The 11201-nt window shown below is 59.7% G+C and carries 9 protein-coding genes; 6 read left to right on the forward strand and 3 right to left on the reverse strand.

Going from position 1 to position 11201, the window contains the following annotated elements; all coding sequences use genetic code 11:
• Positions 1–86: 86 nt before the first annotated feature.
• A complete protein-coding gene (locus QRN50_RS12090) occupies positions 87–1670 on the reverse strand; it encodes an aldehyde dehydrogenase (NADP(+)) (protein WP_024652449.1) in 1584 nt (527 codons plus the stop codon).
• Positions 1671–1933: 263 nt separating this feature from the next.
• Entirely contained in the window at positions 1934–2824 is an 891-nt protein-coding gene (locus tag QRN50_RS12095; protein ID WP_024660439.1) for a LysR family transcriptional regulator, read from the reverse strand.
• Between the two features lie 104 nt (positions 2825–2928).
• Here QRN50_RS12095 and QRN50_RS12100 point away from each other — a divergent pair, with 104 nt between their 5' ends.
• Together QRN50_RS12100 and QRN50_RS12105 are read left to right on the forward strand one after the other, a co-directional pair.
• Positions 2929–3468, forward strand: a complete 540-nt coding sequence (locus tag QRN50_RS12100; RefSeq protein ID WP_024642102.1) for a GNAT family N-acetyltransferase — start codon at positions 2929–2931, stop codon at positions 3466–3468.
• A 113-nt stretch (positions 3469–3581) separates the two neighbouring features.
• The gene (locus QRN50_RS12105; protein WP_024642101.1) at positions 3582–4226 is read left to right on the forward strand and encodes a TetR/AcrR family transcriptional regulator; all 645 of its coding nucleotides are present in this window, start codon (positions 3582–3584) and stop codon (positions 4224–4226) included.
• Between the two features lie 38 nt (positions 4227–4264).
• Here QRN50_RS12105 and QRN50_RS12110 read toward each other — a convergent pair whose 3' ends face one another.
• Complete coding sequence (locus QRN50_RS12110; RefSeq protein ID WP_053275556.1) at positions 4265–7006, reverse strand: beta-glucosidase; 2742 nt, start codon at positions 7004–7006, stop codon at positions 4265–4267.
• Between the two features lie 495 nt (positions 7007–7501).
• Between QRN50_RS12110 and QRN50_RS12115 the strand changes: the two genes are divergently transcribed.
• From QRN50_RS12115 to gspG, 4 genes are all read left to right on the forward strand, one after another.
• Positions 7502–7729, forward strand: coding sequence for a hypothetical protein (locus QRN50_RS12115; RefSeq protein ID WP_003405027.1), 228 nt, complete (start codon positions 7502–7504; stop codon positions 7727–7729).
• Between the two features lie 83 nt (positions 7730–7812).
• Positions 7813–9537 carry a type II secretion system ATPase GspE gene (gene gspE / locus QRN50_RS12120; RefSeq protein WP_024639652.1) on the forward strand — a complete coding sequence of 575 codons (1725 nt, stop codon included), beginning with the start codon at positions 7813–7815 and terminating at the stop codon, positions 9535–9537.
• On the forward strand, positions 9534–10736 hold the full coding sequence (gene gspF, locus QRN50_RS12125) for a type II secretion system inner membrane protein GspF (protein WP_003417566.1): 1203 nt from the start codon (positions 9534–9536) through the stop codon (positions 10734–10736). The genes gspE and gspF overlap by 4 nt, the downstream gene beginning before the upstream one ends.
• 25 nt (positions 10737–10761) lie before the next feature.
• On the forward strand, positions 10762–11193 hold the full coding sequence (gene gspG / locus QRN50_RS12130) for a type II secretion system major pseudopilin GspG (RefSeq protein ID WP_003317918.1): 432 nt from the start codon (positions 10762–10764) through the stop codon (positions 11191–11193).
• The last annotated feature ends 8 nt before the right edge of the window (positions 11194–11201 follow it).

Raw genomic sequence — 11201 nt, forward strand, 5'->3', positions numbered from 1 at the left:
CGGGCACAAAAAAGAAATATTTTCCAAAAAAAAAGCGCGACCCTCATCAGGTCGCGCTGCTGTGTTGCGGATCCAGCCGGTGGCCGTTACGCGACAGGCTGATCACTCCATTCACCATTGACCAGACGACGCAGGCCCAACGGGTTGGCGTTCTGCAACGCAGGTGGCAACTGGCTGTCCGCCAGGTTCTGATAGCAGACCGGGCGCAGGAAGCGGTCGATGGCCAGGGTGCCCACCGAGGTACCGCGTGCGTCCGAGGTGGCCGGGTATGGGCCGCCGTGAACCATGGCCTCGCAGACCTCGACACCGGTCGGGTAGCCGTTGAACAGAATGCGCCCGACTTTCTCTTCGAGAACCGGTTGCAGCCAGCTGTAGGTGCTCAAGTCCGCGGGCTCACCGATCACGGTCGCAGTCAGCTGACCACGCAAGGCTTGCAGCGCGTCCTTCAACTGCGCATCGTCAGCGACTTCGATCAGCAGCGTGGTCGGGCCGAAGACTTCCTCTTGCAGCAACTGATCACCGTTCAGCAGCAGGCTGACGTCAGCCTTGAACAGCTGCGCCTGAGCCTGCTTGCCTTCCTGTGGCTTGCCGGCCAGATGCGTCACGCCAGGGTGCGCCATCAGGTGTTCCACACCTTTGCTGTAACTGCGCAGGCCGCCCGCGTTAAGCATGGTCTGCGGAGCCTGACTGCCCATCTGTTCGGTCAGATGCTCAACGAATTTTGAGAACGCCGGTGAGCGCAGGCCGATGACCACGCCCGGGTTGGTGCAGAACTGACCGGCACCCATCACCACCGAGCCCGCCAGCTCCTTGGCCACGGTTTCACCGCGAGCCTGCAAGGCTTCTGGCAGCAGCACGACCGGGTTGATGCTCGACATCTCGGCAAATACCGGAATCGGTTGCGGACGTTCGGCAGCCATTTTGCACAGTGCGTTGCCGCCGTTCAGCGAACCGGTAAAGCCGACGGCCTGGATGGCCGGGTGCTTGACCAGACCTTCGCCAACGCCGTTGCCGAAGATCATGTTGAACACGCCTTTGGGCATCTGCGTACGTTCGGCAGCGCGAATGATGGCGCTCGCCACCAGATCGGCGGTCGCCATGTGACCGCTGTGCGCCTTGAACACCACTGGGCAACCGGCGGCCAAGGCCGCCGCGGTATCACCACCGGCAGTGGAAAACGCCAGCGGGAAGTTGCTCGCTCCGAACACCGCAACCGGGCCGACACCGATACGGTATTGGCGCAGGTCGACGCGTGGCAGCGGCTTTCGATCCGGCAGTGCCAGGTCGATACGTGCACCAACAAAATCACCGCGACGCAGAACTTTGGAAAACAGGCGCATCTGGCCACTGGTGCGACCGCGCTCACCTTGAATTCGCGCCTGGGGCAGGGCGGTTTCCTGGCAGACGATGGCGACGAAGTCATCACCCAGCTGGTCAAGTTCATCGGCAATGGCGTCGAGGAAGTCGGCGCGACGGGCCGGGCTCAGCTGACGAAATTCCGCAAACGCAGCCTTGGCAGCCAGTGCCGCGGCGTCGATTTCGCCGTCGGTGGCCTGATGAAAACTGTAAGGCAGCTCTTCACCGGTGGTGGCATCCAGGCTTTTTTGCAGGCTCTGGCCCAAAGCGCTGCGGCCGCCAGCGATGAAGTTCTGGCCGAGAATGTTAGGCATCGGTATCTCCTGTTGTTTTGAGGTTGGAGGTCGGCAGGGAAGGTATCCGGACCGGCGCTCCTTATGGGTTGCCGAGTTGCTTTACAGATTGTCAGTGATGGGGCGTTTAAAAGCAGGCCAGCCATCATTTTTTCAGTTACCAGTGGGCAGTCATCGTACAACCTGATTCGCTGCCTGTGCAACTGTCGACCTTATTTGCCAGGCCGAGTGCCGTTGCTCTTTATAGTGCATGGGCGCGCTCAAGCCTCTATCGTGGCGCGCCTTCATGACCTTTTGAGGTATTGCAGTGCATCCAGCACCTGACGCAGGGCCTTGCTGACCGGTTTGTCCTGGCGCAAGGCGATTCCCAATGTGCGACTCAGCGCTGTTGCCAGTGGCAGCATTTGCAAGCCGCGGCGATGGTGCAGCGCAGCAACGGCCATCCGCGGCACGATGCTGTAGCCCAGGTCTGCGGCGACCATTTCCTTGATCGCTTCGATACTGCCCAGTTCCATGACCGGTTTTACCCGGATCCCGGCGTGCAGGAACCATTCATCGATCAGCAGACGCGTACTGCTGCCTGCTTCGAATACGACCAGCGGTTGTGCGCTGAGGCGCTCCGGGGTCATGTGCGCCGGCATCGGTCGCTGGCTGCTGGCGAAGATCGCCACGAACGCATCCTCAAGCAGCGGCGTGATGTGCAGACTGCGGCTGGCGGCGGGCAGGGTGACCAGTGCCAGGTCCAGAAGGTTTTCTTCGACCGCCTTGAGGATACCTTCGGTGTTGCCGGTACTGACGCGCACATCCAGTTCCGGGAAGCGCCGACGCAGCGCCTGCAACATGGGCGGCAGCAAATGGATGCAGGCTGTCGCGCCGGTGCCGATGGCGATTTTCCCGGCAACGCCGCTGGCATGGCTGGACAGTGCCTGCAGAGCGTCTTCGACCACCGCATCGATGCGCGCGATATGCTCCAACAGTACAGTGCCTGCGGAGGTAGGTTTGAGGCGTTTGCCGACCCGTTCGATCAGCTGCAGCTTCAACTGATCTTCCAGTTGTCGCACGTGCAGGCTGACCGCTGGCTGGGTCAGGTGCAGACGCTCTGCCGCCGCAGAAAAACTGCCATGGGCGATGACCAGCGAAAACGTGTGCAGGTGATTGAGGTTCAGCCGACGCATGACAAAGTATTTCTTATGCTGTGGATGATAAATCATAGCTTTTTTAATGTCGTGGCGAGCGGCATCATTGCGGCCATTCACAGACATTCGTACAGAGTTCGGACATGACTTCAACCTTTGACCTGCGTGACGCCCGCGACGATGACATGCCCGCTGTACAGGCGATTTACGCTGACCACGTGCTACACGGGATTTCCAGCTTCGAGCTGGAGCCGCCTGACCTGGCAGAATTGCTCCAGCGTCGTCGCATGGTCCTCGCCAAAGGCTTGCCGTATATGGTCGCCGAGCGCGATGGCGACATTGTCGGCTATGGCTACGTTACGCCGTATCGGCCACGTCCAGGCTACCGCTTCACCGTGGAGGATTCTGTGTACGTGCGCGATGGGCTCGGCGGGCAGGGGATCGGTCAGGCGCTGTTGAGTGCCCTGGTGCAGCACTGCGAAGCGGGCGGCTGGCGGCAGATGATCGCGGTTATCGGCAACAGCCAGAATATCGCGTCGTTGCGCCTGCATGAGCGTCTCGGCTTTCGCCGGGTCGGAGTGTTCGAATCGGTCGGCTTCAAGCATGGCCGCTGGGTAGACACGGTGCTGATGCAGCGCATGCTGGGCGAAGGCTGGGGCAGTGTCCCGGTGGAGCGCACCTGAACCTGTCACGGCACTGCTGTACAAGATGAAATTGTCGAACAATCCGGCTCAATAGCGTTGCCAGCGCTTGCCTGAATGGTTAGGGTACGCGGCTGTTCAAGAAGGAGCCTGATATGACTCGGCATGACCCCACGGAAACGGGCACGGCAGTCACCCGACAGCGACGCGCGCCAAAGGGCGAAAAGCGCCGCGAAGAACTGCTCGATGCAGCCCTGCAAGTGTTTTCCCTTGAAGGCTATACCGGCGCTTCGGTGGCCAAGGTGGCAGCCATCGTCGGTATTTCCGTCGCCGGATTGCTGCACCATTTTCCGAGCAAGATCTCGCTGCTGATGGGCGTGCTGGAGCGACGCGACGAGGTCAACGGCCGAATTGCTGCCGAAGTCCGCACCGATAACACCCTGACCGGTCTGCTCGGCGGCTTGCGCGCGATCAACCGCTCCAACGCTACGGCGCCCGGCGTGGTGCGTGCATTTTCGATCCTCAATGCGGAAAGTCTGCTGGAAAACCAGCCTGCCTTTGAATGGTTCCAGACGCGCTACGAGCGTATTCACGCGCACTTGCTGGGACAGTTTTCGGCTTTGGTGGAGCGCGGGGAGGTACGTGCGGATGTGGATCTGGACAAGATCATCCGGCAGCTTCTGGCGATGATGGATGGCTTGCAGATTCAGTGGTTACGCTTTCCCGATCAGGTGGATCTGGTCGAGTGTTTCGATACCTACATTGCGCAGGTCGATGCAGCGGTAAGGGCTCGTCCCTGAGCCTTTATTTGTCCGTTTACCCTTCAGTCAGCTAACGCTTACTCAACGGTCTGCTTGAATACACCGCCGGTCTTGACCGGTGGTTTCTCGACCAGGACCGAGTTCAGAGCGGAGCGTGGCAGCGGGTTGCTGCTGGTGGTCGACAGTTCCTGACGGAACGAGTTGACCAGCTTGGCGTTCAGGCGGATGTCCTGCGACGACGAGCCGAGCGAGATGTTGAAGGTGTCGGCATCGACCACCCACTGCTTGCTCTTCTCATCGAAGTAGGCCAGCGAGCGATCATTCAGCTCGATGGTCACACGCTTGCTTTCACCCGGCTTGAGGAACACCTTCTTGTAGCCTTTGAGTTCCTTGATCGGACGCTCGACTTTCGGGTTCTGCTGGCCCACATACAGCTGAGCGACTTCCGAACCACCGACCTTGCCGGTGTTGCTCAGGTCGAAGGACACCTTGATCGGTGTATTGCCGACCGCGACGCCCGGCGTGACCTTGATGTTGCTGTAGCCGAACGTGGTGTACGACAGACCGTAGCCGAACGGATAGAGCGGCTTGATGCCTTTCTTCTCGTAACCGCGATAACCCAGCAGCAGGTCATCCTTGTAATCCATGTCGGTCAGAGTGTTCTGGTTGTCGAATTTCGGGAAGGAAGCGTAGGCCGGGTTGTCTTCGATGTTGCGTTCGATACTGATCGGCAGCTTGCCCGACGGGTTGACCTTGCCGAAGAGGATCTCGGCCAGGGCCTGACCACCGTTCTGACCCGGATAGAAGGCGTGCAGCGCTGCTGGAACCTGTTCGATCCAGTCGCTCATCTTCAGACCCGTACCGCCATACATGGTCACCACGGTATTGGGGTTGACCTTGGCGATGTTCTGGATCAGCTCGTTCTGGAACTCAGGCAGATCGAAGCTGTGGTCGAAACCTTCACCTTCGTATTCGTTGCTGTTACCTACGGCAACCACGACGGCGTCATAACCGGACAGGTCCTGAGGAGCGTTCAGCGAGGCGGAGCTCAACTGCACACCTACCAGGCCGCCCATGGTCGACAGGTAGCCGGCACGACGCGAGTACTCGAGCTTCACGTCGTAAGACTGGCCCGCTTCCAGATTGATCTTGGCGAACTCTGGAATGGTTGGCGGAATGCTGTTGCCCGGAAGCGGCTTGCCGTCACCGTTGTCGATGATTTTCTTGCCGTTGACCCACAGACGCACCGCGCCGTCGGCACGCACCTTGAACACCTGCTCGCCGCTCTGGGTCGGAGTCACCTTGCCGGTGTAGCGAATCGAAGTCGACGATGTATCGCCATTCAGCTGGCCAGCGGTCGAACCTTTGCTGGCGTACGGATCGGACGTCGAAGTGTTGCTTTCGAACGGCAGGTTCTTGTCGTTGGCCCAGTCCAGGTCAACGTGCTTCTCGGTACGCGTGACAGCTGCATCACCAGACCAGTTGGTGTTGCTGAAGTACTCGACCTTCATGCCCTGGACTTCGTTGCCAGTCGCGTCGGTGGTGGTCCAGGCACTGGTGCTTGGGTCCAGCGACAGGCCTTCGATGAAGTCGACCTTGGCGTTAGGCGCGATCTGTTGCAGGCCGCTCAGCTCGCTGACGTAATGGCTGGCCATGACGTTGGCGCTGCCGAAACCGGTGGGTGGCGAGTACTTGGCCAGGGTGCCGACAACGGCGATTTTCTTGACTTTCTGCTTGTCCAGCGGCAGCAGATTGTCCTGGTTTTTCAGCAGTACGATACCTTCACGCGCAGCGTTCAGAGCAACCTTGTTGCTGGTCGAGCTGTTCATGTTGTGCGTGGTCAGCGGCGTCTTGCTGTCGAACTTGTACAGGTAGATCTGCTTGAGGATGCGGCGGACCTTGTCGTCGATGGTCGCAGCGCTCAGGTCGCCGGCGTCCAGATGCGGCTTCAGCACGGAGCTGTTCATCTGGTAGCCCATCATGTCCAGATCGGTACCGGCGCGGGCAGCGTTGAAACCGTGAACGACAGCGTTGTAGTCGCTCTGTACGAAGCCTTTGAAGCCCCATTCTTTCTTCAGGATCTGGGCGATCAGGTGGTCGCTTTCGCAGGCGAAATCACCGTTCACCTTCTGGAAGGCACACATCATCATCGCCACATTGCCGTTTTTCGACGACGATTCGAACGCAGGCAACGACATTTCGCGCAGCACGCGCTCTGGCATTGTCTGATTCAGATTGAAGCGGTTGCTTTCCTGGTCGTTGGCCGCGTAGTGCTTGGCGTTGGCCCATACACCACGAGACTGGATACCGTTGATGACGCCCGGTGCCAGGCTGGCGCCAAGGAACGGGTCTTCACCGGAGAGGTATTCGAACGCACGGCCGCCGTACGGCATGCGGTACAGGTTGACGCCGGGGCCAGTGATGAACTGGTAGCCGCCGACGGCAGTGTCATAACCCAGCGCACGGCCGAGGTCGATGGCACGACGCGGGTTGAAGGTGGCGGCCAGGTTAGGGCCGGACGGGTAGACAACACCCTGATCGTTGCCTTCGCTGGTGTAGCGCACGCCCACACCGCCGTCAGCGCCGTGGATCTGCGGGACGCCGTAATTGGTCAGTGGCTTGACGTCCCAGCCGCCGGTGCCGCCAATGTAGGCCAGCTTTTCTTCCATGGTCATCTTGGCCAGGGTTTTCTGTGCGGCTTTTTCGGCGCGATCTTCACGCCCTTGTTGTACGGTAGGGTCAGCGGCGTGCACCTGGGATACTGCCAATGCCAGCAAGGCCAGCGCCGAGTGCGCGCCTATCATCTTTCGCTTGTTCATATTGCTCTCCAACTGCGTTTCAAATAACTGTCTGCCTGCGCACGTGCGCAGGATAAATGCGTTCTTATTTACCGCTTTCGGCCAACTTTTTCTTTGGGCAACAGTTTCCCGTCGTCGCGTTTATTCCCTGTTTCAAGGGCGCGAGGTAGGACTCCTTAGTTGCCGAATTAGTTTTGTTTGGCGTGTCTTTTTTTTACTTGCTGAGCGCCATCAAAGCGACATCGCATGATGGCGTTTTGAATCTACAAAACGATACAATTAAGTCTAAAACAAGGCATAAATGTCAAATAAAAGCGTATTTTTCTTCGATTTCGTATTTTTTCTTTACAAATGAGGAACTCTTCTTAAACCTACTGGTCGATGGGTTTAAGATTTTTCAGGATGAAGAAAGACAGCTCGCAAGTTGCGACGTGTGCTGTGCGTTAGTTCTTGCCCGATTTCTATATCTGCTTCGCTTGTTGCGGAGCTCTTTTTGTTTTTCGAGGAGTTAATACGATGAAGTTTTCCATGATGAGTGCCGGTGTGGTTTTGGGTCTTGCCCTGAGTGGTGCGGTCTTTGCTGACGACGCGACAGATGCAGACGCAACATCCGGTGCCAGCGACGAGACGGTGATGACCCAGACCCAGGACGCCAAGGCGGCGCAGAAAGCGCAAAACCAGAAGACCGAAACGACAAAAGGCGGTCGCCCGCAGAACGCAACCCCTCAAAAGCAGTCAAACTGATCGTTTGAAGTCTTTGAGCGCAGCACTCACCAGTCGGTGAGTGCTGTAATATGTCCCTCCGAAGTAGCAAAATGCCCTCATTCATGCCGTCAGCTCCCGTCGATGTTTCCCGTCTGCTCATTCCGGATGCCCAGCAGGTTTGTGCCTGGCTGATCGAAAATGCCGGTCTGAAAACGGCCGATCTGGAGCGCGCCCAGCGTCTGCAGCAGGAGTCGGAAGGTACTGAGTTGCTAGGCCTGCTGACGCGTCTGGGCCTGGTCTCCGAATTCGAGCTGGCCCGCGCATGGGCGGCATTGCTGCAGGCACCGTTGTTGCTCGCCGATGCTGTACCACCGCTGCTGGACCCTTTGCCGCCGCTGACCGAACGCTTCATGCGCCACTATCAAGTTGTACCGGTAGGCTGGAGCGATCAGGGCCTGCAAGTGCTCAGCGCCAACCCCGGCACGCTGTACCCGTTTCAGGCCATCGCCTATGCGTGCGAGGTGCCGGTGCGACTGTCCATCGGCCCGCGCAATGAGGTCGAGACCCTTATCGAGCGCTATTACGGGCAGGGCCGCTCGGCGATGGGCACCCTGATCGAGAATCTGGATGAGGAGGGCGGCTCGCTGGAAGACATCGAGCACCTCAAGGACCTGGCCTCCGAAGCGCCGGTCATTCGTCTGGTCAACCTGATCCTGCAACGTGCAGTAGAGCAGCGTGCATCGGACATCCACATCGAACCGTTCGAGAGCCAGTTGAAGGTGCGTTATCGCATTGACGGCGTGCTGCACGAAGCGGAAGCGCCGCCATCCAGTTCTTCGGCAGCGGTGATTTCCCGGGTGAAGATCATGGCCCGTCTGGACATCGCCGAGCGTCGTCTGCCGCAGGATGGCCGGATCATGCTGCGCATCCAGGGCAAGGAACTGGACCTGCGGGTATCGACAGTGCCCACCAGCTTTGGCGAATCAGTGGTCATGCGTCTGCTGGACCGGCAGACCATCAATTTCGATTTCCCGAGCCTGGGTTTCGATGGCGAGCGGCTGGACGAATTTCTCGACGTGCTGGAGCGTCCGCACGGCATTCTGCTGGTCACCGGGCCGACCGGTTCCGGCAAGACCACCACGCTGTATACCGCGTTGTCACGGCTCAACACGGCCGAGCGCAAGATCATCACCGTTGAAGACCCGGTCGAGTATCAGCTCGAAGGCATCAACCAGATTCAGGTCAAGCCTTCCATCGGCCTGGATTTCGCCGGGGCGCTGCGCTCCATCGTGCGTCAGGACCCGGATGTCATCATGATCGGTGAGATGCGCGACCTGGAAACCTGCCGTATTGCCATCCAGTCCTCGTTGACCGGACACCTGGTGCTCTCGACGCTGCACACCAACAGCGCAGCGGCGAGTATTACCCGCTTGCTGGACATGGGCGTCGAAAGCTATCTGATCGCTTCGACGGTCAACGGAATTCTGGCTCAGCGTCTGGTCCGTCGCCTCGATCCGGCAACCCGCGAGGCCTTCGATGCGCCACCGGAGCTGATCGCCGAACACGGGCTGGAGCGTTTCACCGACGAGCGGCCCATTCGTTTGTATCGCCCGCGTGCCGATGCGCCTGGCGGCGGTTATCGCGGGCGCAGTGCAATCACCGAACTGCTGGTGATGAACGAAGAACTGCGCAGTCTTTTGATGCGCCACGCCGACGCCTCGACGCTGGAAGAGGCTGCCCGACGTGGCGGTTTGCGCACGCTGCATGAAGAAGGCCTGCGTCAGGCCGTGGCCGGGGTGACTTCGCTGGAAGAAGTGCTGCGCGTCACCCGTGGTGAAGGCACATGAGCCTGTTCAAGTACCGCGCGCTGGATGCTCAGGGCGCGCCGCAGAATGGCACGCTGGAAGCCCGCGATCAGGATGCCGCCATTGCCGCGTTGCAGAAGCGTGGCCTGATGGTCCTGCAGGTCGATGCCGCCGGTCTGGGCGGTTTGCGCCGTGCGCTGGGCAGCGGCTTGCTCAATGGTGCGGCGCTGGTCAGCTTCACCCAGCAGCTCGCGACGTTGCTCGGCGCCGGGCAACCGTTGGAACGATCGCTTGGAATTCTGCTCAAACAGCCTGGACAACCGCAGACCAAGGCGTTGATCGAGCGCATCCGCGAACAGGTCAAGGCTGGCAAGCCGCTGTCCGTGGCGCTCGAAGAAGAGGGCAGCCAGTTCTCGCCCCTCTATATAAGCATGGTCCGCGCCGGTGAAGCCGGTGGCGCACTGGAAAGTACGCTGCGCCAACTGAGCGATTACCTGGAGCGCAGCCAGTTGCTGCGTGGCGAGGTGATCAACGCGCTGATCTATCCGGCCTTTCTGGTAGTGGGTGTGTTGGGTTCCCTGGCGCTGTTGCTGGCCTACGTCGTGCCGCAATTCGTACCGATCTTCAAGGATCTCGGTGTGCCGATTCCATTGATCACCGAGGTCATTCTCAACCTCGGAGAATTTTTGAGCGACTACGGGCTTGCGGTGCTGGCGGGCCTGATCGCGTTGATCTGGGGCATGGCCATTCGCATGCGCGACCCGCAGCGTCGCGAGCGTCGTGATCGCCGTCTGCTGGGCATTCGGGTTATCGGTCCTTTATTGCAACGCATTGAGGCAGCACGGCTGACGCGCACCCTCGGTACGCTTTTGACCAATGGAGTGGCGTTGTTGCAGGCGCTGGTGATCGCTCGCCAGGTCTGCACCAATCGTGCCCTGCAGGCGCAGGTCGAGCAGGCGGCCGAGTCGGTCAAGGGTGGCGGCACGCTGGCCAGCGCGTTTGGTGCGCAGCCGTTGTTGCCGGATCTGGCTCTGCAAATGATCGAGGTCGGCGAACAGGCTGGCGAACTGGACACCATGCTGATGAAGGTCGCCGATGTGTTCGACGTCGAGGCCAAGCGCGGTATCGACCGCATGCTGGCCGCACTCGTGCCGGCGCTGACGGTGGTGATGGCGGGCATGGTCGCGGTGATCATGCTGGCCATCATGCTGCCGCTGATGAGCCTGACCAGCAATATCTGAATTCATGAACGAGGAAACCATTCCGATGACTTTTAGCCGTACACGCTTCAAACCCGCACGTCGACAAGGCGGTTTCACTTTGCTGGAAATGCTTGCCGTTATCGTATTGCTGGGCATCGTCGCGACCATCGTCGTGCGTCAGGTGGGCGGTAACGTCGACAAGGGCAAATATGGCGCAGGCAAGGCTCAGTTGGCCAGCCTTGGCATGAAGATAGAAAGCTATGCGCTGGACGTCGGTTCGCCACCCAAGACCTTGCAGCAATTGACCGAGAAGCCGGGCAATGCGTCGAACTGGAACGGCCCTTATGCCAAGCCCTCGGACCTCAAGGATCCGTTCGGCCACGCATTCGGCTACCGCTTCCCTGGCCAGCACGGCAGCTTCGACCTGATCTTCTACGGCCAGGACGGCCAGCCGGGCGGCGAAGGCTACAGCGCCGACCTGGGCAACTGGGAGTAACGCTCGGC

The organism is Pseudomonas sp. MEJ108, assembly GCF_030208985.1.
Taxonomy (GTDB): domain Bacteria; phylum Pseudomonadota; class Gammaproteobacteria; order Pseudomonadales; family Pseudomonadaceae; genus Aquipseudomonas; species Aquipseudomonas fragariae.

Bases quoted from the DNA above. Each gene is read 5' to 3' on its own strand.
- gspF (WP_003417566.1), top strand. From the start codon at position 9,534: ATGAGCCTGTTCAAGTACCGCGCGCTGGATGCTCAGGGCGCGCCGCAG.
- QRN50_RS12095 (WP_024660439.1), bottom strand. From the start codon at position 2,824: ATGCGTCGGCTGAACCTCAATCACCTGCACACGTTTTCGCTGGTCATC.
- QRN50_RS12110 (WP_053275556.1), bottom strand. From the start codon at position 7,006: ATGAACAAGCGAAAGATGATAGGCGCGCACTCGGCGCTGGCCTTGCTG.
- gspE (WP_024639652.1), top strand. From the start codon at position 7,813: ATGCCGTCAGCTCCCGTCGATGTTTCCCGTCTGCTCATTCCGGATGCC.
- QRN50_RS12115 (WP_003405027.1), top strand. From the start codon at position 7,502: ATGAAGTTTTCCATGATGAGTGCCGGTGTGGTTTTGGGTCTTGCCCTG.
- QRN50_RS12100 (WP_024642102.1), top strand. From the start codon at position 2,929: ATGACTTCAACCTTTGACCTGCGTGACGCCCGCGACGATGACATGCCC.
- QRN50_RS12105 (WP_024642101.1), top strand. From the start codon at position 3,582: ATGACTCGGCATGACCCCACGGAAACGGGCACGGCAGTCACCCGACAG.
- QRN50_RS12090 (WP_024652449.1), bottom strand. From the start codon at position 1,670: ATGCCTAACATTCTCGGCCAGAACTTCATCGCTGGCGGCCGCAGCGCT.
- gspG (WP_003317918.1), top strand. From the start codon at position 10,762: ATGACTTTTAGCCGTACACGCTTCAAACCCGCACGTCGACAAGGCGGT.